The sequence below is a fragment of the Spirosoma spitsbergense DSM 19989 genome (genome assembly GCF_000374085.1).
Lineage (GTDB): Bacteria > Bacteroidota > Bacteroidia > Cytophagales > Spirosomataceae > Spirosoma > Spirosoma spitsbergense.
This window is the reverse complement of sequence record NZ_KB893466.1, coordinates 1-18,718: the sequence shown is the minus strand read 5'-3', so window position 1 is coordinate 18,718 and position 18,718 is coordinate 1. Positions and strand designations below refer to the sequence as shown.

The 18,718-nt window shown below is 53.4% G+C and carries 8 protein-coding genes; 2 read left to right on the top strand and 6 right to left on the bottom strand.

The window, feature by feature from the left end:
* Positions 1-18 precede the first annotated feature (18 nt).
* Together B157_RS0109400 and B157_RS0109395 are read right to left on the bottom strand one after the other, a co-directional pair.
* Positions 19-5,475: an ExeM/NucH family extracellular endonuclease gene (locus B157_RS0109400; protein ID WP_020603088.1), complete on the bottom strand. Its 5,457-nt coding sequence runs from the start codon at positions 5,473-5,475 to the stop codon at positions 19-21.
* 215 nt (positions 5,476-5,690) lie between these two features.
* Positions 5,691-6,905, bottom strand: coding sequence for a hypothetical protein (locus B157_RS0109395; RefSeq protein ID WP_020603087.1), 1,215 nt, complete (start codon positions 6,903-6,905; stop codon positions 5,691-5,693).
* 55 nt (positions 6,906-6,960) lie between these two features.
* Between B157_RS0109395 and B157_RS0109390 the strand changes: the two genes are divergently transcribed.
* Positions 6,961-8,187 carry an aspartate aminotransferase family protein gene (locus B157_RS0109390; RefSeq protein ID WP_020603086.1) on the top strand — a complete coding sequence of 409 codons (1,227 nt, stop codon included), beginning with the start codon at positions 6,961-6,963 and terminating at the stop codon, positions 8,185-8,187.
* A gap of 185 nt (positions 8,188-8,372) precedes the next feature.
* A complete protein-coding gene (locus B157_RS0109385; protein ID WP_026308606.1) occupies positions 8,373-11,072 on the top strand; it encodes a TonB-dependent receptor in 2,700 nt (899 codons plus the stop codon).
* Positions 11,073-11,215: 143 nt separating this feature from the next.
* On the opposite strand, the gene B157_RS0109375 is transcribed toward B157_RS0109385, so the two are convergent.
* The 4 genes from B157_RS0109375 to B157_RS0109360 form a co-directional block, all read right to left on the bottom strand.
* Positions 11,216-13,507, bottom strand: coding sequence for a DUF5916 domain-containing protein (locus B157_RS0109375; RefSeq protein WP_020603084.1), 2,292 nt, complete (start codon positions 13,505-13,507; stop codon positions 11,216-11,218).
* A 420-nt stretch (positions 13,508-13,927) separates the two neighbouring features.
* The gene (locus B157_RS0109370; protein ID WP_020603083.1) at positions 13,928-16,108 is read right to left on the bottom strand and encodes a xanthine dehydrogenase family protein molybdopterin-binding subunit; all 2,181 of its coding nucleotides are present in this window, start codon (positions 16,106-16,108) and stop codon (positions 13,928-13,930) included.
* Positions 16,109-16,125: 17 nt separating this feature from the next.
* The gene (locus tag B157_RS0109365) at positions 16,126-17,112 is read right to left on the bottom strand and encodes an FAD binding domain-containing protein (protein WP_020603082.1); all 987 of its coding nucleotides are present in this window, start codon (positions 17,110-17,112) and stop codon (positions 16,126-16,128) included.
* Positions 17,113-17,177: 65 nt separating this feature from the next.
* Positions 17,178-17,900: a 2Fe-2S iron-sulfur cluster-binding protein gene (locus B157_RS0109360; protein WP_020603081.1), complete on the bottom strand. Its 723-nt coding sequence runs from the start codon at positions 17,898-17,900 to the stop codon at positions 17,178-17,180.
* Between the last annotated feature and the right edge of the window lie 818 nt (positions 17,901-18,718).

The window sequence follows — 18,718 nt, the reverse complement described above, 5'->3', positions numbered from 1 at the left end:
TAAAGGTAACAGGAAGGCTTATTCCGCTTTAATGACCTTGACGGTTTGCGACTGTGTTGAGGTATTGGCCCGTAGAATCAGCACACCCGCTGGTAGCTGATTCACGTCAAAGCGTACCCGCTCCGAAGCAGTAGCCTTTTCTACAGCCTGCTGACCGACAACCCGGCCCTGACCGTCAGTCAGCGTCAGATTCAGCGAACTACCGGTCGCTCCCGTGACGGCTACTTCCAGCACTTGACGTACCGGGTTGCCTAGCACCTGAAGCTGCAAGCCCGAAACCGGCTCCCCGCTCACCCGCGCACCCGGGGCAGCAGGTGTGCAGGCCGCCAGCCAGTTGTAAGCAAAACTGCTGCTCACTCCGCTCTGTACCGCACTTAGGGTGATCGTTGGGTTATCGGTGTACAATTGGAGCGTGTAAGGACCCGGATTGGTCGTCGGCAGCAGCTCATTGACCACCGAGAAACTCACCGGACTGCCGTCTACACCCGCGTAACGGGGTGTGAAACTTACCCGACGCTGACCGGCTGAAAGCACCTCACAACTTACCGTCGTCACGCCCGTGATGCTGAACGTGCCCGTGGGCGGAGGAGGAGTACCACCCGCCGGATTCACCGTGATGCTGAAGCTGGTGCTGGCACTCATGCTGCCCGGATCGGTAGCCGTCACCAGCACACTCGTGACACCACTCATCGAAGGCGTACCCGAGATGGTTGAAGGGGCCGTGAAACTCAGACCCGCGGGCAGACCACTCACCGCCAGCGTCAACTGGTTGGGCGTCTCGGCATCGGTAAACACATTGGCCAGCGAGAGCGTGTAAGCCACGCCCACCGTAGCCGACTGCGGACTCACCGGATTGGCCACCGTAGGAGCAGTGTTGGCCGTCGTGCTGCTGCAAACCGCCAGCCAGTTGTAGGCAAAGCTGCTGCTGATGCCACTCTGCACCGCCTGAAGCGTAATGACCGAATTATCAGTGTACAGGTCCAGGGTGTAAGGACCCGGATTGGTCGTCGGCAGCAGCTCATTGACCACCGAGAAACTCACCGGACTGCCGTTTAGGCCCGCGTACCGGGGATTGAAGGTCAGTCTGCGCTGACCCGCTGAGAGCACCTCGCAGCTGATGGTTTGAACGCTGGTGATGCTGAAGGCACCCGTTGGTGGGGGGGGCGTACCCGCTGCCGGACTCACCGTAATGGTGAAGCTGGTGCTGGCGGAGAGTGAACCCGGATCGGTCGCCGTGACGGTCACCGTGCTTACGCCCGACATCGACGGCGTACCAGAGATAGTCGAGGGAGCCACGAAGTTCAGCCCCGCGGGCAGCCCCGTTACCGACAACACCAGGGCGTTAGGCGTCTCGGCATCGGTGAACACATTGGCCAGCGAGAGGGTGTAGGCAATACCTACCGTGGCCGACTGGGGCGAGACCGGATTAGCCACCGTTGGCGGGGTGTTGGCCGTTGAGGAACTACAGGCCGCCAGCCAGTTGTAGGCAAAGCTACTGGAAGCTCCACTCTGCACCGCCTGAAGCGTAATGACCGAATTATCGGTGTACAGGTTCAGCGTGTAGGGACCCGGATTGGTCGTCGGCAGCAGCTCATTGACCACCGAGAAACTCACCGGACTGCCGTTCAGCCCGGCGTACCGGGGGGTGAAGGTGACCCGGCGCTGACCGGCCGAAATGGTCTCACAGCTGACCGTCGTCACGCCCGTAATGCTGAAGGTCGCCGTTGGGGGCGGAGTACCGGCCGGACTGACCGTGATGGTGAAGCTAGTGCTGGCGGAGAGGCTACCCGGATCGGTGGCCGTGACGGTCACACTACTCACGCCCGACATCGAAGGCGTACCCGAAATAACCCGGCTGTTGGCATCGAAGCTCAGCCCGTTGGCAGGGTTGATACTGGCGGTGTAGGTCAGGCTGTTGGGCGTCTCGGCATCGGTGAAGGCGTTGACCGTATAACTAAAGGCTACGCCCACGGTGGCCGTCTGGTTGGCGTTGGCCGTTGCGACGGGTGCCGTGTTGGCCTGGGTCACCGTCACGCTCACCGTGCCGCTGATGGTCTGGCTGGTGGGGGCGGTGGCATCGCTGGCTACGACCGTGAAGGTCTGCACCCCGGCTGGTATGCCCGACACCGACGCGGTGTTACCCGAAGGGGTGATGGTGCCCGGTCCGGTGAAGGTGTAGCTGTACGGAGAAGTACCACCCGAAACTGTTGCCGACAGGGTGGTCGTACCCGAAGTGGTCAGCATTGTCGGACTGGCGGTGAACGTCAGGGCCAATGGACCAGTCGGTGGCGTCAGATTAAGGCCAACAATGACCGGATCGTGATCGGAGGCACGGTATGGTTCAGCACTGTAGAGACTGGCAATCTGACCCGCCGTTTTGAAATTCGTGTTATAATCCAGCACACTGGGTTCGTCTGAATTGATGTGCCATTTGTCGGCACCGGCAATCTGACTCTGTAAGCTGGACGAACGCAGGGCATGGTCGAGTGCGCCAACAAAGCCGTCAAATACGTAGGAGTACGTCGTGTTAGGAACCAGGTTCGTATAGCCGCCTGATTCCAGCGCTGTCAGTGGATCTTCCTTGGCGTAGGCGTTGAGGTCACCAACAATCAGGTAATCAGGATCAGTGGTTCCCGTTGGGTTGGTGGCTAACCAGGAAACCAGATCCTGAGCCTGCCGCGTACGGGTTCCGTTAGAAGCGGATTGCCCATCATTAATGTCGGTATCGCCAGCTCCGCCCGCGCTTGACCCTTTAGACTTCCAGTGGTTGGCCACTAACGTAAATACGCCGTTGGTGGTGTTATCCTGGAACGTCTGGGCCAGTGCCCGCCGACCAACATCCGTAAACGACCCCGTTCCGTAACTGAACGGAATGGCCGTTGATGAACCGACGGGCGTTACTTTGGCGGGTTTATAAATCATGGCCACCGTAATGGCATCCGTTGAGATACAACCCGAATTGACGTAGGTATAGGAATTTGCCCCAGCAACGGCGTTCAATCCGTTGACCAGATCCTGGATGGCACTGCTAGTACCAAAACCATTATTCTGCATCTCGTTCAGCCCCATCACATCGACCCCGGAGTTAATGATGGCGCCAATGATTTTGTCGCGCTGACGGGTAAATTCCGTCTGGTTGTCGGCTCCGCGTCCCGCAATGGAGTTACCAGAACAAGTGCTAAAGCTGGTCGTGCCAAACGTGTTGAAGTAGTTCAGCACGTTGAAGCTACCCGCTTTGAGCGAGCCACCTACTACCGGTGGGGTAGCTGGACGGGGATTCGAAGGGATAAAATTGGCGTCAGTTCCGTTGGCCGTTTGTAGCCGGTACCCTTCAGACCGCTCATCCAGGATGGCGGTAATACTGGTAAGTTGGTCACCTCCGCGCAGGGTGTTCGAGGCACTAAGTGGCTGACCACCCCGGCCAAAGATGATGGGGTCAGGATTCTGCGACGACCGGCCATCGTCGAGGTAGATCCGGCGTTTGGCCACCTCCGCCAGGTAAGTTGCATAACCACTTACGCTGGGCGCAAAGAACTGCGTGTACTGGTCCAGACGGGCATCTGTGCCGGGTTGATCGGTGGCACCCGTAGCCGAAAGCACGACCTGACCATAACGACCTAACTGGAAATATTCCGTAACGGCGAGGTTACCACTGGCAGCACTCACGTTGATCAGCATCCCTTCATACCGTTCCAGATCCGATACGTTCGCAACGGGTAACTGAACATTTACGATGGCTGGCAGGGGGTTCCCCGTAGAAACGGTGGTCAGATTAGCCGCGCCTGTCAGTGTGATTTCCGTCAGGCTGCTGGTGGGAAATCCAGTAACCGTAGTAGTAAATTCTGTTACCGCTCCCGTAATACGGACCTTATCCCCGGGATTACCGGCAAATGCGCCGGAAGGGTCATAGACATAGATACCTTCAGACGTTAGTGGGTTACCATCCGAGTCCGTATCTTCTTCCTGTACATAAAAACCGTTCAACTGGGTGGCTCCAAGAAACGTGCGGGTAACGATTGCTTCAATAGTTTGTGTACCCGTCAGCGCGGCTGTAGAACCACTACCCTGAATCTGGCTGATGAGTGTGTAGCTGACCGGAGCCGTAGAACTAACCGTACCGCTCACCGCTACATTGGCGGTCTGGCTACCCGATACATTGGTGATGATACCATTTATCGTCGTTGCAGCAGCACTATTAAGTCGCACATAGACAACAGCCGACGTTGTTGAAGCGGGCAACGTGAATGTTGGCCCGAAGCCACTACCCGTCGTTGAACTAACCTCCACACCAGCCGGGGCCGATACCGAAATAGCGGCCGTCAGATTAGCCGCCGTCAATGTATAGCTTTGTTCAGCCGAAGGGGTACCCTGTGGCGTTGAAAAGCCCGAAAGTGTTGTAGGTGATGCCGATAAGGCTGGCGCGGCCGGATCATTGACCTGACCGCTCACCGTAACGGCCGCCGTCAGGGTCGTATTCGCCGTGTTCGTGATCGTACCGCTCAATGGCCCTACTGGAGCAGTAGCCGTTAAGCGCGCAAATATTTCCTGCGAAATGGCACTGGTCGTAGCCGGAATAGATAGGGTAGGCGTATACGTACCACCCATCGTAGTGCTCAGTTCAATATTAGCTGTCGCTGATACCGAAACGGGATTGCCATCCAGATTACTTCCCGTTATGGTGTATGTCTGCGCGGGCGAAACAGCACCCTGCGTAGCGACGAAACCCGTTAAGGCAGTTGGGCTGGCCGTAAAGGTGGCAACGGGTGTGGCGGATATGGGTGTTATCGAAAAATCGTCGATGGCCAGTCCATCATCAGCACCCGTTGCATCAAGATCATTAAAGCGAATCCAGAACGTGGCACCTGGTGCAATAGAAAGGCTAGTTATCGTATTCGTAATAACCGTACGGTTAGAAGCAGCATTACCATCTTTTGCTCCCGTAGTCGTTTGGTTTGGCGTACTAAAATCAAGTTCATCAACATCTACATAAGTACCCGTTGTCAAATCCGTAGCATTCGTGCTGTACTGAAAATCTAATCGGTCAGACCGACTGGCCGTTCCCAACCGCCATTCTTCGCCCGTGTATGTAATGCTCAATGAAGTAATCGTGGTCCCCGTATTATTGGTAAAGGCAGCACCAATAACTGGGATAAGTGTTCCACTACGTAGACCTCCAAATGCCCGGTCTGTTGCGGCTGCAGCTCCATAACTATAGGTATCCCCTGTTGTACTACTACCCGTATCAACGGCATACTGCTCATTATCTCTGGCACCTCCACCGGTTTCAGTAAGAAAAAAACCAGTCGGCAAGGTAGTGTTGGTTGTACTACCAGCGGTGTTTGATAAGGTGTTAAAATCCTGCGTATAGGGTGAATTTATTGTGGTAAGGGATACCTGCGCCCAGGTACCCTGTGCGAAGAGAAAAGCAGCAAATAAGAGCCATAATCGGCTCACTGCACGTAGCTGTTGATTCATAAGAAATGAGTTTGTTAGAATTCGTGTAAAAGTACGTAAAAGTATAGGTATTAAGATTGTGTAAATGTTAACAAGTTCATAAGTAAATTGACAATATACTCTTGGCTTCCTGCCATTTAGAAAAGCTTAGCCCGTTGGCTGTTTTCATTTTCGGTCTGCCGGGGCACAGCCCACACTGAAAACGTTGTTGCTTTGCGAGTTGTGGGTATCCCCCCTCAGTCACGACCTATAAGCAGGTTGTAGCCGAGATACGGCAGAAAACGTACCTGAGCGTTATACAACGATGCGTCGTTGCGGTACACCAGACTATACAAACCCAGATCGAACGCATGACGACGACGATCAATCCGGAAAGCAAACGATAAAGAAACCCGTTCGCTATTATCATAATAAAAGGAATTATAAGGTCCCGGATTGATTCGGTTATCGCTGATGAGTGTCAGGCCCGGTCCTACTTTCTGCATGATGCCCAGGGTCAGAAACAGTTGATTGGGGATGTGCTCATCTACATACGCGGGCAACGTTGAGGAGTAAGGTGGCTGGGCTACGTAATAGCGTCGGTTACCCCGGTCAATCAACCCGGCCCCTACCGTAACGTTTCGCTGGCTGCTGCCGATGGTAGCCAGTACCTGATACGTGAGCGTACCCCGATTAATACTACTGTAGGGCCGGTCCTGATAATCTACATTAATCCCCAGCCGGAAGCCGTCACCGAGGGGTACGCTGACTTTCGTAAACAGGCGGGAGTTGTTCGGCAGGAACCCATTCAGGGCGTAAAAATTAACGAGTGCCAGATACGTGACGGGCGTGATAAAGCTGGCCCCGATACTCCAGTTTCGGGTTATCCCATAATCGAATTCATTCAGCACTGCCAGGGTGTTCCGGTAATAAAACCGGCCCTTTTCGGCGTTGAAGGCCGTTTGCCCGGTCAACAGCCAGATCGGAAACCGATTCGTGAACACGCGTTCGCTACCGTCTTCCGCATCACCCGTTTCAAGGCCAGCCCGAACTGTATCGACCCGCAACAGTAGTTCCGGCTCAAAATAGGTCAGTTGCCCGTTCCGCTTCCGAACGGTCATCATCGTACTGTCCCGCCAGACAAACGTCCCTCCTATCCGGGTGCCGTCTTTGAAAACAAATACGGTCTGCTGGTCGGTCAGTGCCCCGGAGGCTTGCTGTCTTTCCGTCTCCGTAGGGCGATTGGGCAGAATCCGCAACACCTGGTCGGCCTCCACGAAGGACAGGTCGCCATCCCGCCGTTTAATCGTAATGATGGTGCTATCCTGCCGAATGACCTGGCCCTTTACCACCGAACCATCGCGCATGATCAGGTAAGAATGGCGTCGCTGTACGTCGGAAGGAGAGATCCTGATCATCTGGGCCAGCAGCATACCGGGGCTGAGTAACAGGAAAAGTAGAACTGTTTTCATGGTTGGCTATGTTGACGTTTAGTAAAGCAGTATTGACAAGTTTATCCTCTATACGGTGACAGACCGGCAGTTATTCCTACAGCATATAGCACAGACCTCCGATTTCCCGTTAGGGTTGGAAATCGAGCGGGCCGAAGGCGTATTTATTTTTGGACAGGACGGTAAATCCTACATGGACCTGATTTCGGGCATCGGCGTGAGCAATGTCGGGCACCGACATCCGCACGTACTCAGAGCCATTCAGAACCAGCTGGACAAGTACCTGCACCTGATGGTGTACGGCGAATATGTCCAGACGCCCCAGACCCAGCTGGCCCACGCCCTGACCCAAACCCTGCCCGATACGCTGAACACGGTGTACTTCACCAACTCCGGCACCGAAGCCGTGGAGGGTGCCATGAAACTGGCCAAACGCTACACCGGTCGACTGGAGATTATCAGTTGTTTCAAAGCCTATCACGGCTCCAGTCAGGGTGCCCTGTCGCTGTCGGGCGACGAGAATTTTAAGCGTAACTACCGCCCCCTCCTACCCGGCATCCGGCACATTCAACACGGCAACCCGACCCACATTGAGCAGATTACCCACCAAACGGCCGCCGTCGTGATGGAAGTCATTGCCGCCGAAGCGGGCGTTCGGGTGCCGGACGCGGCCTACCTGCAGGCCGTGCGCCAACGCTGTACGGACGTGGGTGCGCTGTTGATTTTCGACGAGATTCAGACGGGCTTCGGCCGGACAGGTACGTTCTGGGCGTTTGAGGGGTTCGGCGCGGTGCCGGATATCCTCCTGTGCGCCAAAGGTATGGGGGGCGGTATGCCCATTGGGGCGTTTATCAGTTCGGCTGACATCATGCAGGTATTCCGGAATAATCCTATTCTGGGCCACATCACCACCTTTGGCGGGCACCCGGTTTCGTGCGCGGCTTCGCTGGCTACGCTGCAGGTAATTCAGGGACAGTCCGCCGGTGCGCGGTCCGTCGACACGGGGAAATTGTACGAGCAGGCCGAAGCCAAAGGGCAGTTGTTCCGGCAATTACTGGTGCATCCGGCTATCAAGGCTATACGGGGAAAAGGGCTCATGCTGGCCGTAGAGTTCGACTCCTTCGCCGTGCTGAAACCCATTATCGACCGGGCCATCCTAAAGGGAATCATCACCGACTGGTTCTTATTCTGCGATAATTCCATGCGGATTGCGCCCCCGCTCATCATTACCGAGGCCCAGATTCGGGAAGCCTGCGCGGTAATTCTGGAAGCGATTGACGCCAGTATGGTCGTAGCTGTCTAATGGTTTAAAATTCCAAAACGTACTCTTATTTCCGCCCTATCCGGCAACAACGAAAACCGGTTTGTACAATCTATCTATAAACATCTGAAATTAAATTCTAATGAAATTCTAAGGAGCAAAAGGGAACAGCACCGTAAAATGATTAGTTGGTACTATATAAGTATTTCTAACTCAACCGTTTACTAATGACCTTTTCTTCCTTCCTTTATGCCTTACCCGTCTCCCTTCTACCTATTTGCACCGTTGCCGCTCAGCAGCCGGCTACCCAATCGAATGGGTTGCTCCAGGCAATCGGTATGAAACCGGACACGGTGGCTCCCCTGTCGAGGCCTGACTCGATGCGGTTGAACCGGGCGCAGTCCGGCTCTCCGGGGCTGGCCGTTCCCGCAACGAATGCCCCGGCAGCCGACAACGTACTGAATGCCCGACAACCCGACGAAGATTTTGTCCCTGAAACGTATTATTCTGCCGAAACCGACGATGCAAATGCGCCGAAGACCGGTAAGCTGAGCGGTCGGCTGATGGCCGTTCAGGAAGGGAAGACGAAAGCCGTTCCCTTTGCCAGTATCGGGCTGTTTATGGCCAAGGATTCCAGCTCGGCAGGCGGTGGCCTGACGGATGAGAAGGGTTTATTTTCTATTCCCAATCTGGCACCCGGCCGGTACTACGCGCTGGTGCAAAGCATCGGTTTCGAACAGAAAACCCTGCCCCGTATCGTTATTACCCAAAGCAAACCCACCATCGACCTGGGTACAATTACGCTCAAACAGGCCACCCGCCAGCTAGCCGAAGTAGTCGTACAGGGCGAAAAGCCCGCCTACGAATACACCCTCGACCGCAAAATAGTGAACGTCGATCAACTACCCATTGCGCAGGGCGGTTCGGCTATCGACATTCTGCAAAACGTACCTTCCGTGACGGTCGATGTGGATGGGGCACTCAGTCTGCGCGGCAGCAGCAACGTAATCGTGCTGGTCGATGGCAAACCGTCGGGCCTTACGGGGCTTGACCGCCAGGCGGTACTGGACCAGATTCCCGCCAGCAACATCGAGCGGATTGAAGTAATCACGAACCCCTCCTCCAAATTCGATGCCGACGGGGGGGCGGGTATCATCAATATCGTGCTGAAGAAAGAACAGGCCAACGGTTTCAACGGTAGTGTACAGCTCAACGTAGGTACCCGCGACAAATACAATGGGTCAATCAATGCGAATGCCCGGTTCAAAAAACTGAACCTGTTTGGCAGTTACAATTTCCGCGAAGATCACCGGTTCCAGTACCGGGTTTCGGAGCGGCAGAATCTGTTTACCGATTCCGTTAGCTACCTCGCCCAGCGCAACGACGCCATTCGGCGCAGGGTCAATAATAACCTGCGTCTGGGATTCGATTACGCCCTGACCGACCACGACAACATCACCGCATCGGCCCTCTACCGACCCGGCTACAGCTACGACTCAGAAGCCGAAACCTTCAATACGCTGGATGCCAACCGTATATCCCTCGGAAAAACGTTTCGTACCAATGAAGAACGGGAGCCTCAGCGGGGACTGGATTACAAATTTGGCTATCGGCGTACGTTCGACAAAGAAGGGCGCGAACTAACAGCCGATGCTACCCTGTCGACCAACAAAGGTACCGAATACCAGAATTTCACGAACACCACCACGTTGCCCCCGAACCTGCTGGCCTCCAGTTTTCTGATTGGTGACCAGCGGGCAACCAACGACCAGAATAACCGGGTGGCGGTGCTCCAGACCGATTATGTGGAACCGTTGAAAGAAAAACAAAAGCTGGAGGCAGGCCTCAAATACACCTATCGCCGGTTAGGAGCCAATTATGTTTTCGAAAACCGTCAGGATGACGAATGGATACTCAATACGGCCATCAGCAACAATTTCATTTACAATGAGCGCACCAGTGCTGCCTACGCCAACTATGGCAACGAACTCAAAAAGTTCAGCTATCAGGTGGGGTTGCGAACGGAGTATACAACCATCAGCACAGACCAGCGAACAACCGGTCAGCAGAACAACCAGCAGTACATCTACCTCTTTCCCAGCGCGTTCTTCAACTACAACCTGAGCCAGGCCCAGAAGATGCAGGTGAACTACACCCGGCGAATCAACCGCCCGTCGGTGCGGTCGCTCAATCCCTTCTTCGACCTACAGGACCCACTGAATATACGCTACGGTAACCCATTCCTGAATCCGGAACTGATCAATTCGTTTGAACTCAGTCACCTCTGGACGGGCAAATCGACCTCACTGACGTCCTCCCTTTTTTACCGGCAGACGAATAATGAGATTACCCGCTACCGGACCCTGCGCGACGACGGTATTACCGAGCAAACCTACCTGAACCTGAACCGGTCGCAGAATTACGGGCTGGAGCTGGTGCTGGAGCAGGAACTGACACGCTGGTGGAAAATTAACGGGACAGCCACATTTTTTCAGCGAACCATTCAGGCCAGTGCCGACATACCGGGCCTGCTGACGCGTACCAACAAAAGCTGGACGAGCCGCATCACCTCCAATTTCCGTCCGTTGCGCAGTACATCCATTCAGGTAGCGGTCAACTACCGGTCGCCGTTTATTGTGGCGCAGGGCACGATTCAGGAATTTTTCAACGTCAACGTGGGGGTTAAACAGGATGTGCTGAAAGGGAAGGGTACGCTTAGTTTCCGGATGAGTGATATTTTCAATACCCTGCGGTTTCAGATCGACAGTTTCGGATCGAACTTCGTGGCCAATACTATCGGCAAACGCGAAAGCCGGATCGGCTTTATCGGTTTCACCTACCGCCTGGGTAGCCAGAAAAGTAAAGGCCGGGACAGCGACCGCCAGTCGGATGACATAGGTGGTGGCGGTGGCGGCATGAATAACTAACCGGCCGTGTTCTTTCCTGCCTACGGAAACAAGACCGTTAATGTTCCCAGTAAGAGCGCAATACCGAAAATAATGGCCAGACCAATCAGGACGGTTTTCACTAAACTGCCTGACTTTTTAGGCGATGAATTGGGCATAGGGATTCAGACGTTTAGCCAGTACGATAGTTTAAGCACCAGCGCCCGGTTTTTACTGGCAAACGAGCCGGGCAGGTAATTTTCCTGATACACAACGAACAAATCCGACACGGGCGCGTATCGCCACTGTAGCCGGGCATTCAGGTTGACATTGTCCGTCTGGTTATTAAACTGCATGAACGTTGTCAGGAATACTTTTCGCGAGAAGGTTATGTCGGCCCGGGGGCCAAGCAGCAGGTATTCGGCCGACTTATAGGGTTCCGGCAAACGGATATTATTATACTCAGCCGCAATACTAAACGTACCGTAGGGCTGGAAACGGTATTGCGCTTTAGCCGACAGGTTCGTGTTTTCACCGTTGAAATAACCACCCGAATAGCCATCAATCTGCCCATTCAGCCGTTTACGTTTATCGGTGGCAAAATGCGCGAAGGCCCCTCCCGTTCGGTACGCGGTATTCTGCGGCAAAGCCAATCCATCGGAGTTAGTGGGGTCATAGGCAAAGAATAGGTACGTATAACCCGTCGAGTAACCGGCGTAGCCTTCCGCCGTGTTTCGAAAGGTCAGCCCATACCCATAGTCGGCCGAACGGTCGGTTACCTGCCCACCGATATTACGAATGAGCAGCCCCCCAAAGTAGGACCCGTGCGACACGACCGACCGCTCACCACTCACGTAGAACGTGGTATTATTTTCGACGCGATACCGCCAGTAGCCCGTTCGGGGAACAAAGCCGACATCGTTGATGAGGTAGTTTTTGCCAATGTATTCGTACGCCCCCTCAAGGGAAAAATTCCGACTGGTATACAACAGGTTGGCCCCGTGCGACCGGGCATCGGCCAAGGCGTATGGTTTGATGGCCTGCTGATAAAACACCTTGCCACTCCAGCGGTTATTGGCCGTTTGGAGGTTGTATTCCAGGCCACCGATGCGGGTAAACTGACTACTGTCGGCCGGGCCACCGACGCGCTGCCGGTTCACCAGAATAGCCCCGATGTTGGAGCGGCCAAACACCTGCCGCTGCACCACCGCCACCGTGTAATTCTGGCTATTTATCCCCTCCGATACCTGGCTTGCCGTTTGGGTATTAAGCAGCCCCACGCGCCAGTCCCGACCCACTTTCCCACTGAGCCGCGCACCATAGAGCAGCGGATTCTGTACGATAACGCCGGTGCTGGTATCGCGGGCAATACCGATGCGCCGACTAAAGAAAGGGCGGGTTCGGTCAGAACCGAAGTTGGCAAACAGGTCCTGGTTCTCGATAAAAAACTGCCGCCGTTCGGGATAAAAGAGTTCAAACCGGCTCAGGTTCGTTACCTGCTGGTCGGCTTCAACCTGCGAGAAATCGGGATTTACGGTCAAATCCAGATTCAGGGACGGGGTAATGCCAATTTTAGCATCGAACCCGATGCCGCCTTTAAACGCACTCGAACCACCCTCATTCCGACCATCCACGAACCGACCGCTAACGTACGGAATCAGTGAAATATTGGGGCCCGGATTGGGGAGTGGCGTACTGAAACGAACCGTATCGGCAAAGGCCATCGCCGAAATCCGCATGGCCACCGGCACCCGTCGCCAGGCCGTCCGCTGGTTATTTTTCAGGTCATGGCGGGCAAAATTCATCAGAAAATACCGGGTATCTTTCCGGTACCGGATGGTTTTCAGGGGAATCATCAACTCCGCCTGCCAGCGGTCGCGGTACACTTTCACGGCCGAGCGCCATTTGTTATCCCATTCCGACGCCACCCGTTCGCCGTTGTACATCTGCCCTTCGCGCTCTACGCCGAGTGGGGTTATATTGAACGTAAACCCGTTAATCCGGTCGCCGAACGGGTCCAGGTACACCGTAAAATTGTCGTTCTGGTCCCACTCGAAATCCCGTTTCAGGGAGGAGGCAATGAACGGTTTGGCCCGGTCCTTATCGAAACAGACAACCGCAATGTACAGGTTACCATGGTCGTAGGTCATCCGGACATCGGTACGGTTATAAGCCGGGAGCGTGTCGTTCGGGTAATTCTGGATAAAGTCGCTGGCCACAGTAGCACGTTGCCAGACGGCTTCGGTCAGTTCCCCATCCACCACCACGAGGGAGTCGGTGGGCATTACGGTCAGGGATTGCGAACGGGCAGTGAGGACGGAACTAATAACCAGGAGTAACGAACCGAGTAAGCGTAAACGAAGGGTCATAAAATCGGGTAAATTCAGCGGAAATGCATTGGTTTGTGCGGCAGCAAACAACAGGCCAAACAGGTCCCGGTTGCCGGGGGCTACCGTAAAGACACAAATTAAGGCCACAGGGTTGCTACAAAAGCCGAATTATTTTCGATTGCAGGCTTCCGGAAAAGAGGCTTTGCTACGAGCCATTGCCTCCGTCGAACAATCAGTCCGGTATTTACGCTCAGAAAACGCCGACTTTAATTCGCCCTACCAGCCAGTCAGGTGGGTATGGTTTCATTGATTTTACCCGCATTTCTGGGTCTGAATCAGACTGCTCAAAGCCTATCAGGGAACGGTTCATATCCGCTTGTACAGGCACCGAAACCGTATCAGGATCGACAAAAACCGTTGGCTGTTTACCACCAAAAAGTGCCGCTTAAATTAACGTGAATACGGGATTAGAAATAGCCCGTATGGGGCAAAAATCAATCCCGTATTCACGTTAATTTAAGCGGCACCTGCCCCGTTAGCGACCCGGTAACTACCGTTAATCCAAAATCAACTCGCTACGTTCGGTTCTACGGCCGCACTGATCAGTTTTTCGGGGGTGATGGGCAGTTCCCTCATTCGCTTTCCGGTGGCATTGAAGATGGCATTGGCAATGGAAGCTGCCACGCTGGTGATACCCAGTTCTCCGATTCCCTTTACGCCCATTTTATTGGCAATTTTATCATCTTCCGGTAGAAATACCACCTCAATATTGGCCATATCCAGGTTTACGGGTACATGGTAATCCGCGAAGGAACGGGTGATAAAATTACCGAAGTTCGGTTCTATCCTGGATTGTTCAGCGATGACCATGCCGGCTCCCATAGTCAGGCCACCGATGATCTGCCCGTAAGCCGTTTTGGGGTTTAATATCTTACCCGCAGCCCCTACGTTTACCATTCGTTTGATACGGTACATCCCGGTGTCTTTATCCACCCATACTTCAGAAAAATTAGCCCCGAAAGAATACACAGAATGGTCGTTGAATTCTTTCGAAGGTTCGGCGCTACCATCTGCCTCAAATTGCTTCAGTTGATTTCGCTTCAACAACTTAGCCAGGGGCACCTCCTCTTCTTCTTTAATGTTTCGGTTTTCCCTGAGGGTTTTGACCGCATTTTCGCAGGCAGCCATGACCGCATTACAGTACGATGCCGCACCCCACGAACCGCCGGAACCGGGTGTTACTGGAAATTCCGAGTCGCCTAACTCGACGGTTACCTGCTCCACCGGAATCTTGAGGTATTCGGAAGCGGTTTGTGCGATAATGGTATAACTTCCCGTGCCTATGTCCGTTCCATCCATCCGCACGGTAGCGTTCACTTTATTGCCCTCCAGGGCCAGAATCACTTTGGCATTCGTTTTTTGATACGGCGCCTGCCGTGAAGCCGCACTAACGCCGTAGCCAATCAGCCAGTTGCCGTTTCTTTTGGTGCGCGGCTCCATTGAGCGCTCTTTCCAGCCAAACTTTTCGGCCCCTATACGCAAGCATTCTACCAGAAGCCGGGAAGAAAAAGGTTTCTTTTCGCTCAAATCAACCTGCGTATCATTTTTAATGCGGAAGTCGATCGGGTCCATTTTAAGCTTCCATGCCATCTCATCCATTGCCGATTCCAGCGCGAAACTTCCGGTGGCTTCACCAGGTGCCCGCATGGCAAAAGGCGTTTGTATGTTCAGCGGCACCAATCGGTAGGTTACCCGATTGTTGGGTACCTTGTACAGCATTTTTGTTACCTGCCCACAGGGTTCCTGAAACTCCTGCGTGGGCGACGTATGAGAGAGTGTTTCGTGGGCAAGGGCCGTAAGTGTACCATCTTTTTTGGCGCCTACCTTCATTTTCTGAATGTTAAACTGCCGCAGTCCGGTGTTGGTAAACATCTGGTGCCGGGTCACGGTAACCTGCACCGGTTTACCTACCATTTTAGCCGCCATCACCGCCATGATTACATGTCGTTCGGTATTTAGTTTGGAGCCAAAGCCACCGCCTACAAACGCCGATATAATTCTCACATTCTTTTTTGGAATCTGGAACGTGTCGGATATGGCGATGGTAGCGTCGTTTACCATTTGCTGGGTGGCATACGCCATCACCTTGCCATTGTCCCAGGTGGCAATGATGGCGTGCAATTCCATCGGATGCTGGTGCTCGATGGGCGTGGTGTAGGTAACATCTACCACTTCGTCGGCGGCCGAAAGACCTGCCTCCAGATTGCCAAGCACATAATCCTCCATATCCTTCGGTTTATACGCCTTACCCTCGTGTTTGTCGAGGTGAATGGCAGGATTGGGGTCTTTCCGGTATTCAAACTTAACCAGTCGGGCGGCATGTTGTGCCTGTTCAAACGTTTCGGCCACCACGAGCCCTATGTACTCACCGTAATAATGCACTTTATTACTTTGCAGAACAGGCGCTATGGTGGTGGTGGAAATGGCCGTTGGAACCTGATCGAAGGTGTTTAGTTTCTCCGCATTTTTATACGTGATCACCTTTAAAACACCCGGTAGCTTTTCCGCTTCCGACGTATCTATCGAAACAATTTCTCCTTTTGCTATCGTGCTGTTGATACCCTGACCATACACCTTATTTTTCACCGGAAATTCGGTAGAATACTTAGCCATTCCCATCACTTTCAGGTGACCTTCTACCCGGTCAATCGCCTGCCCGACGCCAGTTTTATTTTTTATATTCGGCATATTTTTTTGCGGTTAGCTTAGGCTTTTCGGTCAAAAGCCTGTGTAAGTGCTCTAACAATAGCATTTCTTCCCATTTCAACCTTGTACTTGTTTTCCTGAAGCGGCTTCGCATCGTTCATCTCCAGGTCGGCAGCCGCGTCAAAATTGGCCTGAGTTGGTTGCTTACCCGCCAGGTAGGCTTCTGCTTTTATCAGCTTCCAGGGTTTGTGCGCTACACACCCCATTGCCAGCCCGGCTTTGGTGATGGTACCGTTGTTTATCTGCAAACCGGCGGCAACGGATACCAGGGCAAAGGCATAGCTGGAACGTTCCCGGATTTTGAGGTAATAGTAATGGTCGGCAAACGAGGGTGGTGCCAGATGAATAGCCGTAATCAATTCGCCCGGCTGTAGCGTGGTGTCTTTTTCGGGCTGGTCTCCCGGTAAGCGGTGAAAATCGTTGAAGTCAATCAGGCGGGATGAGCCGCCGGGCTGCTGTACTTCTACCGTTGCGCCAATGGCCGCCAGTGCCACACACATATCGGAGGGATGCACCGCCACGCATTTATCACTATACCCAAAAATGGCGTGTACGGCATTCATCCCATTTTTGGCCCCGCAACCGCTACCCGGTTCCCGTTTGTTGCAGGGCATGGAGGTTTCAAAAAAGTAAGGACAACGGGTACGCTGTAGCAGGTTACCGCCGTTGCTCGCCATGTTTCGTATCTGCGCCGTGGCGGCCGACAGCATTGCCATCGAAAGCAGGGGATAGTTGGTTCGCACGTCACGGTGGTTTGCCGTTTCAGCGTTGCGCGCCATAGCACCGAGCGTCAATCCGCCGTTGGCCCCGGCCGTAATTTTCGAGTAGCTAAGGTTATTGATATTAATCAACTGGTCGGGCCGCTCTACGTCTTCCTTCATCAGGTCAACGAGGTTGGTGCCCCCACCCAGGTAGTGTGCGTTCGGATGAAATGCCTGCAACGCCTGTTCTTTGGTCGTAGCGCTGGTGTAGGTGAAGGGTCTCATAGTGTATCGTTTTAAAACCCTGGTTTGCGAAAAAACAGGGACTGTTTGTAAAACCAGGGGGACAATCAGGCGTTTTTCGCCTTTTGCATTTGTTCAGCAGTGGCAAATTCCCAGGTGGGCATCTTATCGTTGCCCGAATGAACCTGTTTAAATGCCTGAACAATATTATTGTAAGCACCGCACCGGCAAATGTTTCCCGACATTCTTTCCCGGATCTCTTCTTCAGACAGTTTTAAGTTTGCTTTTATGTCCCTTAAATCTTCCGTCACGTAACTCGCTTCTCCATTTTTTGCCTCTTCCAGCAACGCTACCGACGAACAGATTTGCCCCGGCGTGCAGTATCCGCACTGAAACCCGTCGTGGGTCAAAAAAGCCCGTTGCATGGGGTGCATCTTGCCGTTCTTGGCCAACCCCTCAATGGTGGTGATCTCCTTATTTTCGCAGGTGGCAGCCAGGGTAAGGCAGGACAGATGCCTTTTGCCGTCAATCATGACCGTACAGGCGCCACACTGTCCATGATCGCAGCCTTTTTTGGAACCGGTGAGCCCCAATCGCTCCCGGAGGGCATCCAGCAGGGAAGTGCGGCTATCGAGTGTTAATGGTTTTACCGTGTCATTCACCCGCAGGTTTACCTTCACCGCATTGAGCAATGCCGCCGGGTTTTCGGGCAGGTTATCAATAGAATCGGCCATTACTTCGGCGGTAAAATAAGTGGAAGCCAAAATGCTTAGACTGGCGGCAGAAACCTGTTTCAGAAATGAGCGCCTGTTGCTTCCGGTTAAGCCCATTTGCACTAATATCCTTTCTTCGTCCTCGCTTAAACTATCTCCCCCGGCTGTGTGTTGCCAATTTTCATCTTCTGTCATAACGTATATTTTAGAGATAACCAGTTAGTATAGATAATCTTACGTTTTGTTCAACAACGAAGATTGCAGACAAGAGGAACTGATTTGAGTAGGTAGTGCACTATCCATCAGTAAATCAGTAAAAACATTACCCGGATGAGATTCAGAGAAGGAATTATAAACGAAGACCTCACCCGACTATCATATGCCATTAGCTACATGTATTTCTATAAACCTGCTGACTAAATAGTTTGTTTTCTGCCTTGACAATGAATTTCCGTTGCGTTGAGGAAAATCACCTCTTGTTCGTCCACACCTCAACCCCATAATAGCTAAGCCGATCAATCTGCTGCTTCTTCCTTCGCGGTTCTGAAACAGCAACATGTATGTTATGACAGACCTTAACTTCTTCCCTAAAATGCCGGCTGACGAGTCATTTTCGGGAGTCAGAAAGTGTTAGGATTGGGCCGTTTTGTACGGATAGGCAGGCAAGAACCGGTACCCTGTGTCAATAGCCATCAACAGAGTTCTCCGCCTGAGACGCCTAACCCCCGAAGGGCTCATTCCCCGAAAAAGTAGCCGCAATGGCCCGCTCAGAATTCCGAAGGTGGTGCTTGAGAACCGTCACTCCGCTGCCGGAGCAAGGCTTGCTCTTTCTTCTTACACTCCTAAGTACAGGACAAAAGTAGGGAGTAGCTGATGTTGAGGTAGTTTTGTGTCGCTAAACGTAAACCCCTCCAACTACTCCCTATGCAAAGTAA